Source organism: Pseudomonas cichorii, assembly GCF_015471405.1.
GTDB lineage: Bacteria > Pseudomonadota > Gammaproteobacteria > Pseudomonadales > Pseudomonadaceae > Aquipseudomonas > Aquipseudomonas serbiensis.
Map to the genome: position 1 here is coordinate 142429 of NZ_BLVZ01000007.1, position 22833 is coordinate 165261.

The 22833-nt window shown below is 56.8% G+C and carries 18 protein-coding genes and 1 pseudogene; 10 read left to right on the forward strand and 9 right to left on the reverse strand.

The genetic code is table 11. The annotated features are described in order from the left end of the window. Window positions 1-35 precede the first annotated feature (35 nt). On the reverse strand, window positions 36-1319 hold the full coding sequence (gene hemL / locus JL015_RS12570) for a glutamate-1-semialdehyde 2,1-aminomutase (protein ID WP_201018672.1): 1284 nt from the start codon (window positions 1317-1319) through the stop codon (window positions 36-38). Window positions 1320-1511: 192 nt separating this feature from the next. Here hemL and JL015_RS12575 point away from each other — a divergent pair, with 192 nt between their 5' ends. Further along, the gene (locus JL015_RS12575; RefSeq protein ID WP_201018673.1) at window positions 1512-2957 is read left to right on the forward strand and encodes an AlkA N-terminal domain-containing protein; all 1446 of its coding nucleotides are present in this window, start codon (window positions 1512-1514) and stop codon (window positions 2955-2957) included. Further along, window positions 2954-3475: a methylated-DNA--[protein]-cysteine S-methyltransferase gene (locus tag JL015_RS12580; protein WP_095067784.1), complete on the forward strand. Its 522-nt coding sequence runs from the start codon at window positions 2954-2956 to the stop codon at window positions 3473-3475. Before JL015_RS12575 ends, JL015_RS12580 begins: the two co-directional genes overlap by 4 nt. A gap of 139 nt (window positions 3476-3614) precedes the next feature. Here the strand turns inward: JL015_RS12580 and thiE are convergent, their stop codons facing one another. Further along, complete coding sequence (thiE, locus tag JL015_RS12585) at window positions 3615-4238, reverse strand: thiamine phosphate synthase (protein ID WP_095067783.1); 624 nt, start codon at window positions 4236-4238, stop codon at window positions 3615-3617. Between the two features lie 22 nt (window positions 4239-4260). Beyond that, window positions 4261-5058 carry a hydroxymethylpyrimidine/phosphomethylpyrimidine kinase gene (locus JL015_RS12590; protein ID WP_095067782.1) on the reverse strand — a complete coding sequence of 266 codons (798 nt, stop codon included), beginning with the start codon at window positions 5056-5058 and terminating at the stop codon, window positions 4261-4263. Window positions 5059-5424: 366 nt separating this feature from the next. Between JL015_RS12590 and JL015_RS12595 the strand changes: the two genes are divergently transcribed. The 4 genes from JL015_RS12595 (at window position 5425) to JL015_RS12610 (ending at window position 11400) form a co-directional block, all read left to right on the forward strand. Further along, on the forward strand, window positions 5425-7413 hold the full coding sequence (locus JL015_RS12595) for a sensor histidine kinase (RefSeq protein ID WP_201018674.1): 1989 nt from the start codon (window positions 5425-5427) through the stop codon (window positions 7411-7413). 129 nt (window positions 7414-7542) lie between these two features. Further along, a complete protein-coding gene (locus JL015_RS12600) occupies window positions 7543-9192 on the forward strand; it encodes an acyl-CoA dehydrogenase family protein (protein WP_201018675.1) in 1650 nt (549 codons plus the stop codon). 52 nt (window positions 9193-9244) lie between these two features. Beyond that, a complete protein-coding gene (amn, locus tag JL015_RS12605; protein ID WP_201018676.1) occupies window positions 9245-10708 on the forward strand; it encodes an AMP nucleosidase in 1464 nt (487 codons plus the stop codon). Between the two features lie 65 nt (window positions 10709-10773). After that, window positions 10774-11400, forward strand: coding sequence for an rRNA large subunit pseudouridine synthase E (locus JL015_RS12610; protein ID WP_236250206.1), 627 nt, complete (start codon window positions 10774-10776; stop codon window positions 11398-11400). A gap of 137 nt (window positions 11401-11537) precedes the next feature. Here JL015_RS12610 and JL015_RS12615 read toward each other — a convergent pair whose 3' ends face one another. From JL015_RS12615 to JL015_RS27955, 3 genes and pseudogenes are all read right to left on the reverse strand, one after another. Beyond that, on the reverse strand, window positions 11538-11744 hold the full coding sequence (locus JL015_RS12615; protein WP_201006440.1) for a DUF2788 domain-containing protein: 207 nt from the start codon (window positions 11742-11744) through the stop codon (window positions 11538-11540). Window positions 11745-11756: 12 nt separating this feature from the next. Further along, window positions 11757-12236, reverse strand: a complete 480-nt coding sequence (locus JL015_RS12620) for an Lrp/AsnC family transcriptional regulator (RefSeq protein ID WP_095067776.1) — start codon at window positions 12234-12236, stop codon at window positions 11757-11759. Between the two features lie 353 nt (window positions 12237-12589). Then, a pseudogene (locus JL015_RS27955) lies at window positions 12590-13048 on the reverse strand (hypothetical protein); the annotation flags it as partial. Here JL015_RS27955 and JL015_RS12625 point away from each other — a divergent pair. After that, window positions 12977-13699 (forward strand): DUF6515 family protein, encoded by a 723-nt coding sequence (locus JL015_RS12625; protein ID WP_177434646.1) that lies wholly within the window; start codon window positions 12977-12979, stop codon window positions 13697-13699. The pseudogene JL015_RS27955 and the gene JL015_RS12625 overlap by 72 nt on opposite strands. On the opposite strand, the gene JL015_RS12630 is transcribed toward JL015_RS12625, so the two are convergent. From JL015_RS12630 to JL015_RS12640, 3 genes are all read right to left on the reverse strand, one after another. Further along, window positions 13696-14601 (reverse strand): cation diffusion facilitator family transporter, encoded by a 906-nt coding sequence (locus JL015_RS12630; protein ID WP_201018677.1) that lies wholly within the window; start codon window positions 14599-14601, stop codon window positions 13696-13698. The genes JL015_RS12625 and JL015_RS12630 overlap by 4 nt on opposite strands. A 37-nt stretch (window positions 14602-14638) precedes the next feature. Further along, entirely contained in the window at window positions 14639-15058 is a 420-nt protein-coding gene (locus JL015_RS12635; RefSeq protein WP_095067773.1) for a polyribonucleotide nucleotidyltransferase, read from the reverse strand. A gap of 103 nt (window positions 15059-15161) precedes the next feature. Further along, window positions 15162-15335 carry a hypothetical protein gene (locus JL015_RS12640; protein ID WP_201018678.1) on the reverse strand — a complete coding sequence of 58 codons (174 nt, stop codon included), beginning with the start codon at window positions 15333-15335 and terminating at the stop codon, window positions 15162-15164. Here JL015_RS12640 and hrpB point away from each other — a divergent pair. From hrpB to JL015_RS12655, 3 genes are all read left to right on the forward strand, one after another. After that, window positions 15319-17853 (forward strand): ATP-dependent helicase HrpB, encoded by a 2535-nt coding sequence (gene hrpB / locus JL015_RS12645; RefSeq protein WP_201018679.1) that lies wholly within the window; start codon window positions 15319-15321, stop codon window positions 17851-17853. The genes JL015_RS12640 and hrpB overlap by 17 nt on opposite strands. A 763-nt stretch (window positions 17854-18616) precedes the next feature. Then, a complete protein-coding gene (locus JL015_RS12650) occupies window positions 18617-19711 on the forward strand; it encodes a DUF6531 domain-containing protein (RefSeq protein WP_201018680.1) in 1095 nt (364 codons plus the stop codon). Beyond that, window positions 19708-22551 (forward strand): RHS repeat-associated core domain-containing protein, encoded by a 2844-nt coding sequence (locus tag JL015_RS12655; RefSeq protein WP_201018681.1) that lies wholly within the window; start codon window positions 19708-19710, stop codon window positions 22549-22551. Before JL015_RS12650 ends, JL015_RS12655 begins: the two co-directional genes overlap by 4 nt. Window positions 22552-22833: the final 282 nt, after the last annotated feature.

The window sequence follows — 22833 nt, forward strand, 5'->3', positions numbered from 1 at the left end:
AATTCATTCGCGAATGAATTCGCTCCTACATTAGCTTATTTCAGAGCGGCGAACGCTTTTTCGGCAGCATCGAGGGTCAGTTTCAGCTCCGCTTCGCCATGGGCGATGGAAGTAAAGCCTGCTTCAAATGCACTTGGCGCCAGGTACACGCCGCCTTCCAGCATCAGGTGGAAGAAGCGTTTGAAGCGGTCGGCATCGCTGGTCATGACGTCCTGGAAGGTCACGATTTCCCTAGCGTCACTGAAATACAGGCCAAACATGCCGCCCGCCTGAGTGGTCACGAACGGGATGCCCGCTGCATCGGCACGCTGTTGCAGGCCTTCGAGCAGGCGGCGAGTGTAGTCGCTCAGCTCATCGTGGAAGCCTTCGCGGCTGATCAGGCGCAACGTGGTCAGACCTGCGGCCATGGCCAGCGGGTTGCCCGACAGCGTGCCAGCCTGATAGACCGGCCCTAGCGGTGCGATGTGCGACATGATTTCGCGTTTGCCGCCAAAGCAGCCCACGGGCATGCCGCCGCCAATGATCTTGCCGAAGGTGCTCAGGTCTGGTGTAACGCCGTAGTAAGCCTGGGCGCCGCCGAGTGCCACGCGAAAGCCGGTCATTACTTCGTCGAAGATCAGCACCACGCCATGCTCGTCGCACAGGTCACGCAGGCCTTGCAGGTAGCCCGGTGCAGGCGGAACGCAGTTCATGTTGCCTGCGACCGGCTCGACGATGATGCATGCCACTTCCTGACCGACATCGGCCAGCAGTTGGCGGACCGCTTCCAGATCATTGAACGGCACGGTCAGGGTGTGCCTGGCGAACGCTGCCGGAACGCCTGGCGAGCTTGGCACGCCCAGCGTCAGTGCGCCGGAGCCAGCTTTTACCAGCAGGCTGTCGGAGTGACCGTGGTAGCAGCCCTCGAACTTGATGATGCTGTCGCGACCGGTGTAGCCACGGGCCAGACGAATCGCGCTCATGGTCGCTTCGGTGCCGGAGCTGACCATGCGCACCATTTCCATGGACGGCACGAGTGAGCAGACCAGATCGGCCATTTCGGTTTCCATGGCGGTCGGTGCGCCATAGGACAGGCCGTGTTCCAGTTGGCTGCGCACGGCGTCGAGCACTTGCGGATGGCTGTGACCCAGAATCATCGGTCCCCAGGAACCGACATAATCGACATAACGCTTGTCGTCTTCGTCAGTCACGTAAGCACCGGCAGCATGCTTGAAGAACAGTGGCGTGCCGCCAACGCTCTTGAAAGCGCGAACGGGCGAGTTGACACCGCCGGGAATGTGTTTCTGGGCGTTGGCGAAGAGTGTTTCGGAACGGGACATGATCGGGTCTCTGCTTTTGAACCGGGAAGTCGTTTCTACGCTGAGTGTGCAGCTCTGTGCATGGCTGCTTCGGTGACGTCACGAGGCCTGGAGGCGTAGGGAGTCGCACTATAGCAAATGCCACATGGCTGCCGGATGCACATGTCCGAATTCAGCCAGACTTTTTCCCGGTGCTGGAGTAGGGTCAGCCTTATGAAAACTCTTGATCCTGATGTGTGTTATGCAGCTTTTATCGCCCGGGACCGCCGTTTCGACGGCTGGTTTTTCATGGGCGTAGCGACGACCGGGATTTATTGTCGGCCGATGTGTCCGGTGCGGGCGCCGCTGGCGAAGAATTGCAGCTTTTATGCAACGGCGGCGGCCGCCGAGCAGGCGGGGTTTCGTCCTTGCTTGCGCTGCCGCCCGGAACTGGCGCCGGGTCACGGGCTGCTGGATGTCTCCAGCCGGTTGGCCCAGGCCGCCGCGCGACTGATTGAAGAAGGCTTCTTGAGCGGTAGAAGCCTCGATGCACTGGCTGACCGTGTGGGCGTTACCTCACGGCATCTGCGGCGGATCTTTGAGGCCGAGTTTGGTGTGTCCATGATCGACTTTGCCCAGACCCAGCGCCTGTTGATCGCCAAGCGTTTATTAACCGATACGGGGATGTCCATGGCCGAAGTGGCGCTGGCTTCCGGGTTCGGCAGCGTCAGGCGTTTCAATGATGTGTTTCAGGAACGCTATGGTCTTAACCCGCTGCGCTTGAGAAAGGCCACGCACCGCTCCGGTGAGGCCAGCATGCGTTTCGAGTTGTCGTACCGACCGCCTTTTTCATGGGATGGTGTGCTGGAGTTTCTGGCTCATCGCTGTATTGCAGGGGTTGAGCATGTCGCTGAAGACGCCTACACCCGGGTGCTCACCATCGAGCATGCGGGGCGTCGTCTGGCCGGTTGGGTGACCGTGAGCCATGCGCCGTTGCGTCATGCCTTGGTGGTGAGTGTATCGGCGTCTCTTCAGTCGGGTATTGCCCAGGTGTTGGGACGAGTGCGGCGGGTTTTCGACACCGGCTGCCGGCCCGATCTGGTGGATGCGCACCTTGGAGCACTGGTTGCCGAGTTGCCGGGCATGCGTGTACCGGGTGCGTTTGACGGTTTCGAGATTGCGGTCCGGGCGGTGGTCGGCCAGCAGATATCGGTGACTCAGGCCAGGTTGATTCTTGGCCGTATTGCCGAGCGTTTCGGTACGGCGGTGGATGAGGCACCTTTCGGGCTGCATCATGCGTTCCCGACGGCCGAAGTGATGGCTTGCCTGAGTCCTGAAGAGATTATTGCAACGGGTATTATCCGTATTCGCGCCGAGGCCATCATCGCGGTAGCCCAGGAGGTGGCAGCAGGACGCATCATGCTTGAGCCCTTGGTGCCTCTGGATGAAACCCTGTCGGCCTTGCGGCATATTCGGGGGATCGGTGAGTGGACCGTGCAATATATCGCCATGCGCGCCTTGGGCTGGCCCAATGCATTTCCGGAGGGCGATGCGGTACTTAAAAAACATCTAGGCTGTGCAACGGTCGCCCAGCTCAATGAATACGCAAGCCAGTGGGCACCCTGGCGCGCTTATGCGACGGTGCATGTCTGGCGTCAACGTGAGGAGGCCAAAAAATGATTCATGGCTATCTGCTTTCCAGCCCGCTGGGCGATGTTGCCTTGCGAGCCGAGGACGATGCGCTGACGGGCGTGTACTTCGTCGGCCAGAAATACTTTCCGCAACTGATATTGCTGCCCAACGATCATGCTGTCCCCAAGGTGATTCGCCAGGCTCAGGAGCAACTGACCGAGTTCTTCAATGGCCAGCGCCGGGTATTCGAGGTGCCGCTGCGTTTTCGTGGCACTTCCTTTCAGGAGCAGGTCTGGCGCGAACTGGCGCGCATTCCCTATGGCGAGGTACTGTCCTACGGTGCCATGGCCCGGAAAATGGGCCTCAGCCCAGGGCATTCCCGAGCGGTAGGCACGGCCAATGGCAAGAACCCGATTTCGATCATTGTGCCTTGCCATCGGGTCATCGGTTCAGGCGGGGATTTGACAGGCTATGCCGGTGGCGTTGATCGCAAGCGAGCGTTACTGGCGCTGGAGAATGCCAACGGGATGCCTGATTTTGAACTGAAGGTTATTGGAGTCGTGTAGCGGCTTTCGCGAATGAATTCACTCTCATCAAACATAAACACAACATCATGAATTAAAAAGTTTTTCTGTAGGAGCGCGCTTGCCCTGGGCGGCGGGTGATCTCCTACAGTGGGAGCGAATTCATTCGCGAAAAGGTATTTCACTCACGAAAAAGATCATTGAACGCCTTCGCCCGTCGCGTCACTTCCTGCGGATTCTCTGCCCCGAACAACCCGTGTACCACTGCCAGCAGATCAGCTCCGCGGGCCAGTAGTTGCGGTGCGTTTTCCAGAGTGATGCCGCCAATCACGGCAATCGGCAAAGACACTTTGGCGCGTACCTGATCCAGCAGATCGAAAGGCACGGCAGGCGCATCGGGTTTGGTCTGGGAGTTGAAGAACCGCCCGAACGCCACGTAGGTGGCACCGTCGGCACGCGCTTTTTCCGCCAGCTCAAGCTTGCCGTGGCAAGTCGCACCGACAATCGCCTTATGACCCAGCAGTGCCCTGGCATCCGGCAGCGAGCCATCGGTTTGTCCCAGGTGAACACCAACGCCCAGACGGGCTGCCAGTTCGGCGTCGTCGTTGATGATCAGCCGGGTCTTGTATTGCTCGCATAGCTTGAGCAGTTCAGTGGCTTCGCGCAGGCGGCGCGATTCGTCGTTGGTCTTGTCCCGGTATTGCAGCAAGGTCACGCCGCCATCGAGTGCGGCTTTGACGTAAGGCAGGAATTTACCGGCCAACAGTGCGCTGTCGGTAATGGCATACAGGCCACGTAGTTTCATCGAATGGGCCTCATGTCAGGCGTTACGAACAAAAGTCCAGGGGGAGACGGCGAGGAACGAATTGTCCCTTGCCCAACTGCTCAGCGTCCCGCAACGTTCGCCAAGTGTAGTCGAGCGCTGTCTGCACAGCGCTGATCAGTGCTTCTCCCTGAGCCAGTCGTCCGGCGAGGGCGCTGGCCAGTGTGCAGCCCGAACCGTGATAACTGCCAGGCAGGCGCTGGCAGATAAAGGTATGGGACTGGCCGCCACGGATGTACAGGCGGTTATGGACTTCCTGTTCATCGCCATGACCGCCGGTGATCAGCAGGTTTTCACAGAACGGCAGCAGCTTTTGCGCACATTCGTCTGCCGTGCCTTCAGGCAATTCGGCCAGAATCCGGGCTTCCGGCAGATTGGGGGTGGCAATGGTCGACAGTGGCAACAGCCGTTCACGCATCGCGTAGCCGACCTCATCCTTGCCCAGCCGGCCACCGCCGCCAGCGCGCAGAACCGGGTCGCAGACCACTGGCAGGCCGGGATGCGCCATCAGCAATTGCGCTACGGTATCGACCATTTCCAATGAACCCAACATACCCAGCTTGACTGCTGCTACGCTCGAATCATTGAAGACAGCATTGGCTTGAGCCAGGACCCATTCACGGTCCAGCACGCGAAAGTCGCTGACATTGACGGTGTCCTGCACGGTCAGGGCCGTTACGGCCGGTGCGGCATGACAGCCTTGGGCAAGCAGGGCTTCGATATCAGCCTGCAGACCGGCACCACCGCTGGGGTCGTGGCCGCTGAGGCAGAGGACTACGGGACGGGAGCTATAAATATTCATGGTGCGCGAGCTTATCACTAAACCTTTCCCGAGCCGCCGGTCGTTCCGGGTTTTTCTGGGGGGGGCTGAAAAATCAACGACCCTTGCAAGGGTAAAAAATTTTCAGTTTGCCCGGTGATGGCCGAGATAGAGCCATTGCTTAAATTTTAAAGTGGTAGTGACTAAAAGCCATTAACCGCTATGCTTGGTTATTCCTGAAGCCTTTTTACCGCTGGTGATTTTTATTGCCACGAGTCAGGCATATCAGCGTAAGCAAGGTCCACACTGACATATCTGTTTTTGAACTATTGCCTGTTTCAAGGAAAGAAATTGCGGGGCGTCGTCATCAACGGATGAAATGACAGCGACGTTCTACCTTGGGGCTTTATGCGCTATTTGCTGATAATGCTGGTTGTCTGGTTTCCATTGCTGGCCCATGCCGTCGAGTTTGATGAAACCACTCGCAGCTTGCCGCTGGGGCGCGAGCTTCAGGTTTTTGAAGACGTGAGTGGCAAGGCGAACATCGAGAGCATCTCATCCGAGGCAACGGCTTTTCGTGTGCCCGACAGTGAAACATTCAATGCAGGTTATTCTCATTCGGCGTTCTGGCTGAAGGTCGATCTGTTGTACAAGCCCAACCCTCGGGCAAAGCATTCCGACTGGCTGCTGGAGCTGGCCTATCCGCCGATGGACCATGTCGATGTCTATTTGCCGGATGGAAACGGACGCTATCAACTGGCCTGGAAAACCGGCGACATGCTGCCGTTTTCAAGCCGTGATGTTAAGCAGGGCAACTTTGTGTTTGGCCTGGATTTGCAGCCGGGCAAACCCATCACGGTCTATCTGCGTGTTTCCAGCAAGGGGCCGATCCAGGCGCCGATCAATCTCTGGTCCAGCCATGCCTACATGGAAGAGCAGCCTGCAAAGGTCTACATCCTGGGGCTGATCTATGGCGTGTTGACGGGCATGCTGGTCTACAACCTGTTCATCTATATCAGCGTGCGTGACCCCAGCTATCTGTATTACATCCTGTACATTGCCTCGTTCGGCTTGTATCAGTTGTCGATCAATGGCGTTGCCGTCGAATACCTCTGGCCGGACAGCCCCACCTGGGCCAATACCGCGACGCCTTTCCTGATGGCGATATCCGTATTGTTCGTCAGCCAGTTTTCACGCAGTTTTCTGCAGACCAGAGCCCTGGCGCGCTGGCTGGATGGTCTGTTGATCACAGTGATGGCGGGTGCCGTCGTAGCAATGCTGCTTGCCCTGTTTGCCAATTACGGGGTGGCGCTGCGAACGGTGACGATGCTGGTGCTGACGTGTTTCCTGGTGATGCTGGCAACGGGTATCACGGCCGTACTCAAAGGCGTACGAATCGCTCGCTACTTCCTGGTCGCATGGGTTGTGTTTTTGATGGGCGGGCTGGTCAACGCCGTGATGCTGTTCGGTTATATCCCCAATACCTTCCTTAACTTGTATGCCAGCCAGATCAGCTCGGTGCTGGAGATGGCGCTGCTGTCTCTGGCACTGGCTGACCGTGTCAACCATATCCGCGAGCAACAGGCTCAGACATTGCTGGAAGCCGGCAAGGATATGGAACGCCTCAATCGGCAACTGGCCACGAGCAACCGGCTCAAGGACGAGTTTCTGGCCACGCTCACCCACGAACTGCGGACTCCGATGAATGGCGTCATCGGTTCGCTGGAACTGATGCAGACGGTGAAGATGGACGGCGAGCTGGAGATGTATCAGCAGACGGCCGCCGCCTCGGCTCAGGACATGATGAGCATGATCAACGGCATCCTGACCCTGACCGAGCTTCAGGCCGGTGTGCTGTATGCCGAAAGCGATGCCTTTGACACGTGCGGCCTGTTTGAGCAGTTGCGTGATCGCTTTCGCAGTGCAGCACAGGCCAAGGGTCTGGAGTTGAGGTTCGAGCTGGACGGGCAGTTGCCGGAAAGTGTCCGTGGCGATGTCCACAAGCTGTACCAGTGCCTTGAATGCCTGCTGGACAATGCGATCAAGTTCACCAAGCGAGGCGCGGTCAAGGTTCGGGCCATGGCGCAACAGCATGACAACGACGTCTTGCTGCTGCGAGTCGAGGTGATGGACACCGGTATCGGTTTCAGCCAGCTCGATGAGGCGACGCTGTATCAGCGGTTCTTCCAGGTCGATGGCTCCATGACGCGCGAATATGGCGGGCTGGGTATTGGCCTGGCGATTTGTCGGCAATTGGTCGAGTTGCAGGGTGGTAGCCTGAGTCATCGTTCCGAGCCGGGCAGGGGCAGTTGCTTCACCCTGAGCCTGCCTTTGCTGATGGCCATACCGGGCGCTGTGCGCAAGGCTCCGGCAGCCAAGGCCCAGTGGGGGATCTGAAGGCAGGAAAAAAGCCCCGCTCATTCGTCATGAACGGCACTGTTTAAAGCTGTGTCTGCATGGTTCACTGCTGCGCATCAGGCTGTGTTAAATGGCTCGCATGCGCGCCCGCAGACAAGGAGGCTACTCATGAACCTGCATCCACTCGCTGAAACCCACGAAGTGACCAATCAGCCGCCTTCACTGGATGGCGCCAATCTCTACCGTATCGATCTGCCGCTGCAAGCGTGGGTAAAGCGCTTTGATGCAGGCTGGGCCGAGCCCCGGATCGATGCTTATGGCGCTTTGGCGGGCGGACCTCTCATGGAGGCCGGTTTCCTCGCCAATCAGAACAAGCCGACCTTTGCCAGCCATGACCGATACGGCCACCGCATCGATCTGATCGAGTTTCACCCGGCTTATCACCAGTTGATGAGTGCTGCCATCGAGCATGGCATTCTTTCCTTGCCCTGGACCGATCCGCAACCCGGCGCCCATGTGGCGCGGGCCGCGATGAGCTATCTGCATACCCAGGCCGAGCCTGGCAGTGGTTGCCCGCTGACCATGACCTTTGCCAGCGTACCGGCGCTCAGGTTGCAGCCTGAACTGGCGCAGATATGGTTGCCGAAAATCCTCTCCACTCGCTACGACCCGCGCAATATCGGCATCGCCCATAAAACCGGTGCAACCATCGGCATGGCAATGACCGAGAAGCAAGGTGGCACCGACGTGCGCGCCAACACCACACGGGCTTATCCGGTGGGCGCGAGCGGGCCGGGGCAGGCTTATGAACTGGTCGGCCACAAATGGTTCTGCTCTGCGCCCATGTGTGATGCATTCCTGACTCTGGCACAGACCGACAAGGGCCTGAGCTGCTTCCTGTTACCGCGCCATCGACCGGATGACACCCGTAACGAGTTCTATATCCAGCGTCTGAAAAACAAGCTGGGCAACTGGTCCAACGCTTCCAGCGAGATCGAACTGCGCGGCGCGCTGGCCTGGATGATCGGTGAAGAAGGGCGTGGTGTGCCGACCATCATTGAAATGGTCGCAATGACCCGTTTCGACTGCATGATCGGCTCCAGCGCCCTGATGCGTCAGGCCTTGACCCAGGCGACGCACCACTGCGCCCATCGCAAGGTCAGCGGGCGATTGCTCAGCGAACAACCGTTGATGCAGAACGTGCTGGCCGACCTGGCGCTGGAAAGCGAAGCCGCACTGGCGCTGACCCTGCGCATGGGGCGCGCGCTTGACCATCTCGATGACGATCATGAGGCGCGCTTTGTGCGGCTGGTCACGGCGGTGGGCAAGTACTGGATCTGCAAGCGTGCGCCGGCCATGATCAACGAGGCCGCCGAATGCATGGGCGGTGCCGGTTATGTCGAAGACAGCATTCTGCCGCGTCTGTATCGCGAAGCGCCGGTCAACTCGATCTGGGAAGGTTCCGGCAATGTGCAGTGCCTGGACGTGTTGCGAGCGCTGTCCAAGGAGCCCGGCGTGCTTGATGCCCTGTTCCATGAACTGGGCGACGGGCATGGTGATCGGCATCTGAAAGCGCATATCGAAAAACTGAAAGCCGCATTCAAGGACACCCGCGATATCCAGTATCGTGCCCGGCAGTTGACTGAAGATATCGCGGTCGGCTTGCAGGCCAGGCTGCTGCTCGAAGGGGGCAATGCTGCCGTCAGCGACGGTTTCATTGCTGGCCGATTGTTGTCCTCGGGGCGCGTTTATGGCGCTTTGCCGTTAGGTGTCGATGCAGAAACTTTACTGGCTCGCTCTTCGCCGCAGGTGGCATAAGCACGGGAACCCGTTAGGATGCAGGTCTGCAAGATCAGACAGGACCTAAACCGTGACGCAAGCCTTTGTTGTTGTAGAAAACGCCGAGCAAGCTGTGGAGCGGCTCGCAGAACTGCATGAACGTGCAACCAGCGCGCTGAGCCAGGCGCTCAAGCGCTACCTGAAAGACCGTGTCGAGCCCGACGCCGAGCAACGAGCGCTGTTCCGCTACCCGGAGTTGCGCCTGACCTACGCCTACCAGGGCGATGTGCCGCTGACGACTCGTGCCTACGCCAAGGTGCAGTTGCCCGGCACCTATAGTGTCACCGTGACCCACCCCAAGGCATTCCGCAAATACCTGCTTGAGCAATTGCGGCCGTTGATGAGCGACTTCACTGTCACGATCGAAGTGGGCGTCAGCGAGCAGAACATTCCTTATCCGTACGTGGTCGAGCAGGGCGATGAACTGGCCGGTTCCGGTGTGACAGCCGCCGCGCTGGCACGGGTTTTCCCAAGTACCGACCTGTCTGCTGCGACCGACGGCATTGCTGACGGCCTGTATGACTGGGCCAATACCGATCCGCTGCCTCTGGCACTGTTCGACGCGGCACGGGTGGATTTCTCGCTGCGACGGCTGGTGCATTACACCGGCAGCGACTGGCGGCATGTACAGCCGTGGATTCTGCTGACCAACTATCACCGTTATGTTGACCAGTTCATCCTGCATGGTCTGGAAAAACTGCGCGACGACCCGCGTTTCGTACGCATGGTGTTGCCGGGCAACGTTGTGGTCGACAAGAGCATGGGAACCGAAGAGGCACAGGCCATCGTTGCCAGCGTGGTCTGGCACCGTTACCAGATGCCGGCCTATCACCTGATCGCCGAAGATGGCCACGGTGTCACGCTGGTCAACATCGGTGTCGGCCCGTCCAATGCCAAGAACATCACCGACCACCTGGCTGTGCTGCGTCCTCATTGCTGGCTGATGATCGGCCACTGCGGCGGCCTGCGTCAGTCCCAGACCATTGGCGATTATGTGCTGGCTCACGCTTACATGCGCCGTGACGGCATTCTGGATCGCGTGCTGCCTCCGCATATCCCGATCCCGGCCCTGGCCGAAGTGCAACTGGCGTTGCAGGAATCGGCGGCGCAGATCACCGGCGAGCGTGGCGAAGGGCTTAAAAAGCGACTGCGCACCGGCACCGTCCTGACCTACGATGACCGGAACTGGGAGCTGCGCTGGGCACAGGAGCGACCGCTCATCAATCTGTCTCGTGCGGTGGCCGTGGATATGGAAAGCGGCACCATTGCGGCTCAAGGCTATCGTCTGCGCGTGCCTTACGGCACCTTGCTCTGCGTATCGGACAAGCCTCTGCACAGTGAAATCAAATTGCCGGGTTCGGCCAACGCTTTCTACGAGCGTGCCGTCAGCCAGCATTTGAAGATCGGCATTGCGGCCCTGGACTTGCTGCGTACCGAACTCAATTCGCTGCATTCGCGCAAACTGCGCAGCTTCGATGAGCCGCCTTTCCGTTAAGTGATTGGTATTTATGTAAAGGGCCACTAAAGTGGCCCTTTCTGTTTTCAAGTCTCTAAGCTCCCATGTCCCGCACTCAACGTCCTGTGTCTCGTCGTCCAGCCCCCAAGAATGCCAGCGCTGCCCGGCGTGTCGCCAAAGCGCCTCCGGCCGAGCCAAAGCTCATTCTGTTCAACAAACCTTTTGATGTGCTGACGCAATTCAGCGATGGCGAAGGCCGGGCAACGCTCAAGGACTTTATCGACATCCCCGGCGTCTATCCGGCCGGGCGTCTGGACCGCGACAGTGAAGGTTTACTGCTGCTGACCAACGACGGCCAGCTTCAGGCCCGTATTGCCGACCCCAGACACAAACTGCCCAAGACGTATTGGGTGCAGGTCGAAGGCGAGCCGAGCGAGGAGCAATTGCAGCAGTTGCGTAACGGGGTGGAACTCAACGATGGCCCGACCTTGCCTGCCGAGGCTCGTCAGTTGGACGAGCCGCAACTCTGGCCACGCAATCCACCGGTGCGTTTTCGCAAAAGCGTACCGACCAGTTGGCTGGAACTGATTGTCAAGGAAGGCCGTAATCGGCAGGTGCGACGCATGACTGCCGCTGTGGGCCTGCCAACCCTGCGGCTGGTGCGGGTCAGGATCGGCGACTGGACACTGGAAGGGCTGGATCAGGGGCAGTACCGGGAGATCAAGCCCTGACCGAATCCGTTAAGGTCATAAATCACTTTGTGGGAGGCAGCTTGCTGGCGACTCAGAATATCTGCCGGTTTTGAGGCCTTTTTCGCCAGCAAGCTGCTTCCTACAAGTTTGTGTGTGCCTTAATTGATCGGGGTGGCTCATGAGCCATTCTCGATATAGGCAATCACCAGGCTTTTGATCACGAATGCCATGATGCCCAGGCCCAGCACGAAGAACAGGATGAAGGTGCCGAATTTGCCCGCTTTGGATTTCTTCGCCAGATCCCAGACGATAAAACCCATGAAACCAATCAGGATGGTGACCAGAATGGTCATCATCCACTCTTCAAAAAGCACGGGGTCCATCGTTTACTCCGTCTAGCTGCGTAGATGAGTCAAGGGCAACTCAGTGCTGGCCAGCACCTGATTGAGCACGAAGCTCGACTTGACGCTGGTGACGCCTTCGATGCGGGTAAGATGGCCCAGCAGCAGTTTCTGGTAGTGATCCATGTCAGGAACCACCACTTTCAGTTGATAATCGGCGTCCATACCGGTCACCAGACTGCATTCCAGTACTTGAGGCAGGCTGCGGATCTGTTGCTCGAAATGCTCGAATCGCTCCGGCGTATGTCGATCCATGCCGATCAGCACATAGGCAGTAAGGTTCAGGCTGAGCTTCTTGCGATCCAGCAAGGCAACCTGTCGCACGATATAGCCGTCGTCTTCCAGTTGTTTGACGCGGCGCGAGCAGGGCGATGGCGATAGCCCGATACGCTCTGCCAGTTCCTGGTTGGAAATGCGTGCGTCGCGTTGCAGTTCAGCCAAAATGCTCAGGTCATATCTGTCGAGCTTGCTCACGATGTTCCCCTTTGTGAGTTTAATTGCGCTGAATTATTGATATGAAGTAAAAAATTGCGCAAGTAATGTTTTTGTAAGTGATCTTCGCAATCTTTTGTCGGTCCGGCAGGCCTATTCTTTTCAACAGAATCACTGCCCGGACATAGCGTCCAGCGCGGCTCGCCCAATCAGGCAGTCGCGGCCTCCCACCCGACAGGGTCGGCGAGGCCCCCGGGCTACATACAGTCCAGAAGACGTATGAGGTGAGCCGATGTCATAAGCGTCGCGCCAGGACGAAGTATCCCAAGGGGGCCAGACAGGTCCCCTTTTCTTTGCGTCCTGATAAAGTGCGCAGAACGGCGCGCCACTATTACAGTCTTAACTACGTCTATCCGCGCCCTAGTGAGGAAAGCATGAAATCTGGCATCTGGAAGCTGACAGGGTTAAGTCTGCTGTGTTTGAGCATCAGCGCCCATGCATTGGCTGAGGATGACTCCTTCAAGGATCAGTATCGCGGCAGTTCCGGCGACAATGGACAGCAGCAGCAGCGCAGAATCCAGCAACAGCAGCAGAACCAGCAGTTTCAGGGCGAACGTCAGCAACAGCAGCAGATCTACCAGCAGCAACAGAATCAGCAACGCCAGATCCAGGACCAGCAGAATCAGCAGCGTCAGGTCGAGCGCCAGCAGCAACAGCAGATTTACCAGCAACAACAGAATCAGCAGCGCCAGATCCAGGACCAGCAAAATCAGCAACGGCAGATCGAACGTCAGCAGTTCCAGCAGCACCAGAACAATCTGCCGATCCAGACCGCACCTCGGGAGTCCTGGCAAACCCAGCAACCACGTCAGGGTTATTATCAGGACAACCCGCGTGGCAATCGCAACTGGTCGGCCGGTAATGGCCGTCCCAATGATCGCTGGGAAGGTCGACCCGACGGGCGTGGCAATGGCTGGGGGCCGGGCCCGCAGTATCGACCCGGTTATACGATAGACCGAGTTCCCGGTGGCTACGCGCGTGTTCCGTATCGCGGACAGGATTACTTCTATTCACAAGGCTATTGGTATCGCCCGCAAGGCCCGCGCTATGTGGTGGTGACGCCGCCTTATGGCTTGCGCGTGCGCAGCCTGCCGTCTTACTCGCAGGAAATCTGGATCGGCAGTTCGTTGCTGTTCCTGGCCGCCGGTACTTACTACGCCTATCAGGCCGACAGTCAGGAGTATGTGGTGGTCAACCCGCCACAGAATCAACCGACCTACAGCCAGGTGCCAGCGCAGAATGCTTATGACCCGGTTTCCTACCCACTCAATGGCCAAAGCCCTGAGCAGGTCGAGCTGGATCGTTACCAATGCTACCGCTGGGCCGTAGAGCAAAGCGGCTTTGATCCGGCGAACATTACTTCCCAGCCGCAGGCCGAGGTGGTGGATCTTTATCGTCGCTCGATGGGCGCCTGCCTTGCGGGGCGAGGCTACAGCGTCAACTAGGTTGTTGATGTTGCCTGAGCCTGTTTCACCACTTCCTGTGGATCGGCATGCACCAGCACTTCCGCTTTTGGATACTGCTGGTGTATGGCGTTTTCCACCTGATCGCACAGCCCATGGGCGACGCTGAGCGTCAGACTCCCCGGTAACTCCAGATGCAACTGCACGAACCAGCGATTGCCGGAAATCCTCGTACGCAGGTCATGTGCGCCCAGAACCCCCGGCACGCCGCACGCGAGCTCCAGCATGTGCTGGCTGACATCGGCTGGTAACTCTTCGTCCATCAGCACCGATACCGTCTCGCGAGCAATTTGAAACGCACTCCAAAGAATGTAGACGGCAATTCCCAGTCCGAAGTAGGCATCCAGCTGTTGCCAGCCGAATAACGTCAGTGTCAGAGCCAGCAGAATGCTGAAATTGAGCAGCAGATCGGAGCGATAGTGCAGCGAGTCGGCGCGGATGGCCGCCGAGCCGGTTTCCTTGATGACCCTGTGTTGCAGCCAGAGCAGGGCCATGGTCAGGATCAGTGACAGCACCATCACCGCGATCCCGAGTCCCGCCGCGCCCAAGGGCTCGGGATGCTGAATGCGTTCGATGGCCTGAAAGGCGATCAGCCCGGCACTGACGGCAATGAACAGCGCCTGAGCCATGCCCGACAGCGCTTCAGCCTTGCCGTGACCATAACGATGATCCTCATCTGCCGGGCGCAGCGCGTAATGCACCGCCAGCAGATTGAGGAACGAGGCCGCGCCATCCAGCAGCGAATCGGTCAGCCCGGCCAGCAGGCTCACCGAACCGCTGAACCACCATGCCACGCCCTTGGCGATGATCAGGGTGCTGGCAACCAGCAACGATGCCCGCGTTGCAAGCCGCAGCAGGCGGGCATGTTCGGTGCTGGTGTTCATGGCGCTTCCTTTCTATGAGCATCAAGCTCTATGGGCATCAAGCCGCTGGGTGAAGGCCCAGTGTTGCCAGTTGCTCGACGCTGCCCTTGTACTGGATCAGGCGAGGGTCGTTGAGCGGCAGGGATTGGCCCAGCTCGCTTTCCAGAATGGCTTGCAGCTTGCTGTTGTCGACACTGCCGTCAGCATTGATCGCCGGTTGCAGCTTCTGCGGATCGACCTGCGCATGCCCGGTCGGCGTGTAGTAGATCGCGCCCGTGGTGAAGTCCACAGCCAGGGCAATGACGCCCGGAATCACATAAAACAACAGGCCAACGGCATCCAGAGCAAGAATGGCCGGGTCGATCTTGCCTTCGATCTGTCCGCGACGATCAGGATAGAAAATGCTGCCGCACGCAGAAATCTGAGTCAAAAGCGTGGCGACCAGAACGCCGCCGATAAAACGGGATGGAATGCGCATGGAGAACTCCTGAAGTGAGGTGGCAACTATACAAGGCAAAGGCTACGTCGCTAAGACTATTGCGTGTTCTGCAGGTTCTTCGAGTAAACATATATTCATCACGTTAGCTTGCGCCGCGAAAATGGGGCGATTGCTGTGTGGGAGCGGATTCATCCGCGAAGAAGCCGGAACAAACAACGCTTCCCTGGATAAATCCGCTGCTGCTGACCTTCTGCAAACGCCTGTGCAGCTTATAATCGGTCGCCTGTTCTGGAGCCGCCATGATTTCCTTGCCCATCGATGCTGTCCTGCCGGCCTTGCGCCAGGCGCTGACCTCCCGCCATGAAGCCATCCTCGAAGCACCTCCCGGCGCAGGTAAAACCACACGAGTGCCGCTGGCGATGCTCGATGAGCCGTGGCTGGCCGGGCAGACGATCCTCATGCTGGAGCCTCGTCGTCTGGCCGCCAGGGCTGCGGCCGAGCGGCTGGCCAGTGAGCTGGGGGAGAAGGTCGGGGAAACCGTTGGCTACCGGATCCGGCTGGACAGCAAGGTCGGCCCGAAGACTCGCATCGAAGTGGTCACCGAAGGGATTCTGACCCGCCGCTTGCAGGATGATCCGGCGCTGGAAGGTGTGGGGTTGCTGATTTTTGATGAGTTTCATGAGCGCAGTCTGGATGCCGATCTGGCGCTTGCCCTGAGCCTCAACGGTCGCGACCTGTTCCGTGACGAACAGCCGCTGAAGATTCTGTTGATGTCGGCCACTCTGGAAGGCGAACGCCTGTCCGCGCTGCTGGATGACGCGCCAGTGGTACGCAGCGAAGGGCGTATGTTCCCGGTGAGCATGCAATGGGGGCGACCTTTTCAGCCCGGCGAATTCATTGAGCCTCGTGTGGTGCAGACCGTTCTCGACGCTCTGGGTAATGAGCCCGGCAGTCTGCTGGTGTTTCTGCCTGGGCAAGCCGAGATCCGGCGCGTCAATCAGCAACTGGCCGAGGCCCTGGGCGAGCGTGCCGATATCCTGCTCTGCCCGTTGCATGGCGAATTGGACCTTGCCGCTCAGCGTGCAGCCATCGAACCTGCGCCCAAGGGCTCGCGCAAGGTTGTGCTGGCGACCAATATCGCGGAAACCAGCCTGACCATCGATGGCGTTCGGGTTGTGATCGATGCCGGTCTGGCGCGGGTGCCGCGTTTCGATCCGGGCAGCGGCATGACACGCCTGGACACACAGCGAATATCTCGCGCCAGCGCGACCCAGCGAGCCGGTCGGGCAGGGCGTCTGGAGCCGGGCGTGTGTTATCGCCTCTGGTCCGAAGCCCAGCATGATCAACTCGCCGCCTATGGTTCGGCGGAAATCCTCCAGGCGGATCTGGCCGGGCTCGCACTGCAACTGGCACGCTGGGGCGTGATGCCGACCCAGCTGGTCTGGCTCGATGTACCTCCAGTGGCGGCTTATGCACAGGCCCAGGATCTGCTTGTCCGGCTGGGTGCCTTGAGCAACTCGCAGGGCCAGGAGCGCAAGCTGACGACTCATGGTCAGGCGATGGCGCAAGTCCCTGCGCATCCTCGAATCGCTCATCTGCTGTTGCGCGGCCATGCACTTGGGTTGGGTGAACTGGCCTGTGATGTCGCGGCATTGCTGGGTGAGCGGGATATCCTGCGTGGTGCCGGAGCCGACTTGCACAGCCGCCTGACCTTGCTGGCCGGAAGCGAACGTGCCGCCCTTGGTACTCAAGGCGGTGTGCAGCGGGCCAGACAACTGGCGCGTCAATATCGTGGTTATTTGAGGGGCGCTGCCACAACGCCAGTCAGCGATCCCGATCATTCACGCTGGCTGGGTTGCCTGCTGGCGCTGGCTTACCCGGATAGGGTTGCGCAGCAACGCCGTGCGGGCGGTGCCGAATACAGGCTGGCCAACGGTCGTGCAGCCTTGTTCGCTGAAGTCGATGCGCTGATGAAACAACCTTGGCTGGTGATCGCCGACCTTGGCAGTCGTCAGGGCCAGCGCGAAGAGCGGATCTATCTGGCGGCGGAATTCGATCCTGCACTGTTCGATTCCGTGCTCTCTGAACAAGTGGCCGAGTTCGATCAACTGGACTGGGATGAGCGAGAAGGCGTATTGCGCGCCGAGCGTCAACGCAAGGTCGGCGAACTGATCCTCAGCCGCGAGCCACTGACCGGCCTCGATGAGTCCGCCCGAGGCCAGGCCTTGCTGGGATTGGTTCGACGCAAAGGGCTGGAGCTGTTGCCGTGGACGCCGGAGCTTCGCCAATGGCAAGCCCGTGTGACCTTGCTCCGCCAACTGGACCTGGAGAAACAGGACGCCAGCGAGTGGCCGGACGTTCGCGATGCTGCCTTGCTCGAAACCCTGGAGTCCTGGCTGCTGCCATATCTGGGCAAAGTCACCCGACTCAGCCATTTCGGCAACCTGGATCTCTCGTCGATCCTGCACAATCTCCTGCCATGGCCACTGCCCCAACGCCTGGACGAACAGGCCCCTCATCACCTGAGCGTGCCATCCGGCTCATCGGTGCGCCTGGATTACAGCGAATACCCCCCGATCCTCGCCGTCCGCCTGCAAGAACTATTCGGCCTGTCGGATACACCGCGAATCGCCAATGGCCGGCAAATCGTCAAACTGCACCTCCTGTCCCCGGCCCGCCGCCCGGTGCAAGTGACGCAAGACCTCGCCAACTTCTGGCGCAGTACTTATGCGGAGGTGAAGAAGGATTTGAAAGGGCGGTATCCGAAGCATTACTGGCCGGATGATCCGTTGGTGGCGGAGGCGACTGCGCGGGTTAAGCCGAGGAAGAGTTAGCGGAAATATCAACTACCGTGCTGAGTAGGAGCGGATTTATCCGCGAGACGTGATTGAAGGCGGTAAATTTCTTTGAGTGTACGGTGAGTTTTTACAGCTGGAGAGTGGCTGCATTATTTAAAGAGGACGATTAATTTACACTTAGAGTTAATACTGTTTCTGGCGGTTGTTGACTGCCGCGTGCGTATCATAAATACTATTTTGGCAGAGCTTGGCAGGGGCAGTGGTGCTGTGGTTTTTAATAAGTTGTTTGGGTTTTTTCTTGCTCAGTGTGTCGCGGAATGTATTGGCTTTGGCGCGGGGATGGCTTTGTGAATTAAAGTGGTTTGTGAAAGTTTGAGAGGCTTTTATAGTGTGTTCACTGGATGGGACAGGGATATGAAGCGTTTTGGGATGGCGTTGTTTTTATTTTTTGCTATTAGCTGCTCGGGCTTGAAGGCGGAAGAGTTTACTTACTGGGATTCGGGGCCGAATGGGAGTATTACTGTATTTTCAAAGCCGTGGCAAGGATGTGAGTATCTATTTTATGAGTATGCGCCCGCTGGGAGTAATTCATATGCGCCGCATCTTAATAGGGATACTCCGTGGGGGTATGAGTGCTTTTATTTGACTGTTGGAGGGTGGGGTAATCATTGGGGGACTATTTTTAAAAAAAACAATTTCTTGTGAGGGAGGTGCTACTTTAAACTATACAACCGCCCAGTGCAGTTTTAATGGGCAAAAAGGTGAAGAGGACGATGAGTTGTCCTGCAAAACCCCCTCTATGCAAGTCGGTAATCCAATTAATGCCGCGACCGGCAATAAGTTTCAGTATGAAGAGGATTTTAGGGGCGGAGCTGCTAGTCCTATAGTTGTCGGGCGTTATTACAATAGTATGGATGGGCTCTGGAGGCATAGCTATTCAGCTGCTCTGAATGTGGGTGCGGATTTTGTGGTTCTAGTCCGTTCGGATGGACGAGAGTCTTTGTTTAAATTGACTGATGGTAAGTATTCCTCTCCTACTGATCTGGGTTCACTGGTTGTTACTGATACAGGATGGGTTTTCAAATCCTTGGATGGCTCGATCATGAGCTTTTCTGAAGGTGGGCAGCTGACCAAGATCGTCAATCAGCAAGGTTTAGTGCACAACGTTTCGCGTGATAAATATAATGTCACCGTCACTAATGAAGCAGGCCAGTCAGTAAAGTTTTCTGAAGATATTCTCGGTCAGCTAAAAACGCTTGAGTCTGGCGGGACGAAGATACAGTACCTATACCAAGCTCAGCGCTTAACCAGTCTTTCAAAAAATGTAAATGGGGTGGTTTCAACCCGAAGCTATCATTATGAAGATACGCGCAACGCTGGATTGCTGACGGGGATTACCGATGAGCGCGGTGTTCGCTTTGCTACATGGTCCTATGATGAAAGAGGCAGAGCCATTAGTAGTCAGCACAGCGGTGGAGCAGGGCTGACCCAGATTTTTTACAATGCAGATGGTTCCAGCTCGGTAACCAATGAGCTAGGCAAAACTACGGTGTACCGTTATAAGCAGATTGATGGTGTTAAGAGAATCATCGCAATCGAAGGTGAGCCAACGCCAACTTGTCCGGCAAGTAACTCGACCTACACCTATAATTCCCAAGGCCAGATATTGACCAAAACTGATGCCAAGGGACTGATTACAACCTACTCCTACAATGCTCGTGGCCTGGAGGCTAGTCGTACTGAAGCAGCTGGGACTGCTGTGGCTCGAACTACGTCAACTGAGTGGGACCCTGATCGATCATTACCAGTTAAAGTTATTGAACCCAATCGTATTACTGCATATAGCTACGACAATCAAGGACGGGAACTCACTCGGCAGGTCACTTCCCGATGAGTAATTATTGTCTGAAGGACCTGAGTATGTTTGCTTTTTCTTCGCGTCAGCTGATCGCAGGCCTCGCCTGCGCATGGCTTGCATGTTCTGCTCATGCCAGCACTATCAATCACACTTATACATCTTTGGGTCAGGTCGCAAGTGTCGACGGTGCCCGAACGGATGTCAGTGACATTACTTTGTATGCATATGATGCTCCAGGCAATCTTACGACTGTCACCAATGCGCTTGGCCATGTTTATACCCTTGGTAATTTCGACAGTTATGGCAATCCACAGATTGTCACCGATCCTAATGGAGTAGCCACAACACTTGGTTATACCCCGCAAGGATGGCTTGCCAGCCGAACAGTTGACTCATCGACCACGCAGTATAGCTATAATGAAGTCGGCGATATTCTGCAAATCACCATGGCTGATGGTAATTGGATAAAGTACCGCTATGACGACGCGCGACGCCTTATTGGGGTGACGAACCTGCTCGGTGAAAGCATTGACTACACGCTTGATTCGATGGGTAACCGCACTTCGGACACTATAAAAGACAGCAATGGAGCCATTGTTCACCTCCAGCGGCGAGTGTTCGACGAGTTGGGACGTTTGATCAAGGCGGTGGGTGCTGATAACCAGACCCGGCGTTATGATTACGACCTGAATGACAATCAGGCTGGCTCTACCACTGCGCGTGATCACAAAACGCAGCAAGCTTTCGATGCCCTGAATCGTCTCAGTAAGATTGTTGATCCCCTGCAGGGCGTTACTGCCTTGAGTTACAACCCTGATGATAAGGTCACACAAGTTGTCGATCCGCGTGGCGTAACGACACGATACACCTATGACAGCCAAGGCAATCAGACCAGCAGTATAAGTGCAGATTCCGGCACCAGTACTTTCGCTTATGATGAAGCCAATAACCTTATTCGCAGTACCGATGCCCGTGGTGTTGTAACCGATTACGGGTATGACGCGCTGAATCGCCTGATCAGCAAAAACTATCCCGCTACTCCTGCACTTAATATCAAGTTTCTCTACGATCAGACGGCGAATGGTAATTACGGTATCGGCCGCCGTACCGGTATTCAAGACAGCGCAGGCGTATTGACGTACACATATGATGCCAAAGGCAATCTGACCAACCAACACCGTTCGGTAGGTGTCAATGCTGGGGATTATTACGAAAATATAAGTTATGGCTATGATGCAGCCAATAATCTTGTTCAGATCGGATACCCGTCGAATATAGCTTTAACGTACACCCGCAACAGCGCAGCCCAAGTGACCGGTATCAAACTAACACTCGGTGGTAGAACAGTCACTCTGGCCAGTAGTATCGCGTATCTGCCTTTTGGCCCGCTGAAGTCCCTGACCTGGGGCAACGGCATCCTGCTGTCGAAAACATACGATCAGGACTATCTACTGACACAGCAACAAGTCGGTAACTGGCAAACGACTTATCGCTATGACGCTGACAGCAATATCAGTGCTACGACCAATAGCCTCTGGGGGGCGGTGCAGTACGAATATGATGCGTTGGGACGTTTGACTCAGGAGCAGACCAACACCACCAGGAAAGGTTATAGCTTCGACGCCACCGGTAACCGGACTCAGCGCATTACCAGCAACCTGAACAGCAGCGATAGCAGTGAAACCCAGTCCCTGGCTTACGCCGACGACAGCAATCGACTGGTCAGCCTCAATGGTTCGACATTAGCAACGGATCTGATCGGTAATCACACTCAACTCAACGGGCGACGCTATACCTATGACAGCCAGGGGCGGCTGAGCCAGGTTCATCAAGCCAGCATTTACCAAGTCGCCGAGTACAAATACAACGCCTTGGGGCAACGCATTACCAAGCGTACTTACGAAATGGGTAGCCAGGCGCTTATAGGCACTACGGCGTATTTGTATGACCTGAGCGGCAAGCTCATTGGCCAGACGTTTTACGATGCTAACGGCCTGAAAACCAGCGGCCAATACTGGTTCTGGCTGGATGACATGCCTCTTGCTCAGTTGACGGCCAATTTCTCGACGCTGGGAGAGCTGAGCAGCAGCAAGCTAATCTATCTGCACACTGATCATCTGAATACACCACGGCTGGCCACTGATAGTACGCAGACCTTGCTGTGGCGCTGGAACAGCGATGCTTATGGCGTGGGTGCGCCTGAAGAAGATGTTGACGGTGATGGCAAGGCGACGATCGTAGCGCTCCGGTTTCCAGGGCAGATTTACGATGCGCAGACGCAGCTGAACTATAACTACTATCGTGATTACAATCCGGACACTGGGCGGTATGTGCAGAGTGATCCGATTGGGCTTGAGGGGGGATTGAATACTTACGGGTATGTGCTGGGTAACCCGCTGAGCTATTCAGATCCGTCTGGACTGGTAGTGGATGATGGGCTAGGTGGAAATGTGTGTACGCCTGGCTTTGAGGGGTTGATCTGTAGTCCAGTTGGCGGTGTTGGGCCAATTGGGGGACTCAAGGGCGGTCTAACCCCAAAAGGTGAAACGGCGTATTGCCCTCTTCCTTCCGGGTTATCCGCTCGTACACCAGTAGGCCGATCTGGACAAAGCTCTAATTTCGTTAACCTTAATGCTCCTGGTTCGCGAAACCCTCCAGGTACTATCGATGGCAGAAATTACAGTGGTCATGCATTTGATAGAATGCAGGAGCGTGGCTACACGCCATCGGTAATAGAGAGCACCATAAAAAATGGTACTAGCGCTCCGGGGAATAAGCCAAACACCACGGTTTATACTGATAATTCAAATAAGGTCAATGTGGTTGTAAACTCTCAGAACGGAACCGTAATTACAGTAATACCTGGAGTTAGGTGAAATGAATACTAGTATACAGTCTGCACTATATGATCAGGTACGGGTGGCCATTCATAAGCAATGGGATCCTATCGGTGTTTCAGTCTATTCGGATGAAATGGGTGAGTACGATGGATACATTCCTGAACTATGTAAGCTTATAGAAAATAAGGCTGATAGAGAAGTAGTCATCGAATATCTATGGTCAGTAGAGACTATTGCAATGGGACTGAGTGGAGATAGGCCCCATACGGAGAAGTTCGCAGATCAGCTTTTATCCTTGTAGTGTGAGTTATTTGGCCC

Excerpts from the sequence above, each read along its gene's own strand:
- JL015_RS12590 (WP_095067782.1), bottom strand. The coding sequence starts at position 5,058 with ATGAATATTTATAGCTCCCGTCCCGTAGTCCTCTGCCTCAGCGGCCAC.
- JL015_RS12615 (WP_201006440.1), bottom strand. The coding sequence starts at position 11,744 with ATGGACCCCGTGCTTTTTGAAGAGTGGATGATGACCATTCTGGTCACC.
- JL015_RS12580 (WP_095067784.1), top strand. The coding sequence starts at position 2,954 with ATGATTCATGGCTATCTGCTTTCCAGCCCGCTGGGCGATGTTGCCTTG.
- JL015_RS12595 (WP_201018674.1), top strand. The coding sequence starts at position 5,425 with ATGCGCTATTTGCTGATAATGCTGGTTGTCTGGTTTCCATTGCTGGCC.
- JL015_RS12635 (WP_095067773.1), bottom strand. The coding sequence starts at position 15,058 with ATGCGCATTCCATCCCGTTTTATCGGCGGCGTTCTGGTCGCCACGCTT.
- JL015_RS12655 (WP_201018681.1), top strand. The coding sequence starts at position 19,708 with ATGAGTAATTATTGTCTGAAGGACCTGAGTATGTTTGCTTTTTCTTCG.
- JL015_RS12600 (WP_201018675.1), top strand. The coding sequence starts at position 7,543 with ATGAACCTGCATCCACTCGCTGAAACCCACGAAGTGACCAATCAGCCG.
- JL015_RS12630 (WP_201018677.1), bottom strand. The coding sequence starts at position 14,601 with ATGAACACCAGCACCGAACATGCCCGCCTGCTGCGGCTTGCAACGCGG.
- JL015_RS12640 (WP_201018678.1), bottom strand. The coding sequence starts at position 15,335 with ATGGGCAAGGAAATCATGGCGGCTCCAGAACAGGCGACCGATTATAAG.
- JL015_RS12575 (WP_201018673.1), top strand. The coding sequence starts at position 1,512 with ATGAAAACTCTTGATCCTGATGTGTGTTATGCAGCTTTTATCGCCCGG.
- JL015_RS12610 (WP_236250206.1), top strand. The coding sequence starts at position 10,774 with ATGTCCCGCACTCAACGTCCTGTGTCTCGTCGTCCAGCCCCCAAGAAT.
- thiE (WP_095067783.1), bottom strand. The coding sequence starts at position 4,238 with ATGAAACTACGTGGCCTGTATGCCATTACCGACAGCGCACTGTTGGCC.
- JL015_RS12650 (WP_201018680.1), top strand. The coding sequence starts at position 18,617 with ATGCAAGTCGGTAATCCAATTAATGCCGCGACCGGCAATAAGTTTCAG.
- hemL (WP_201018672.1), bottom strand. The coding sequence starts at position 1,319 with ATGTCCCGTTCCGAAACACTCTTCGCCAACGCCCAGAAACACATTCCC.
- hrpB (WP_201018679.1), top strand. The coding sequence starts at position 15,319 with ATGATTTCCTTGCCCATCGATGCTGTCCTGCCGGCCTTGCGCCAGGCG.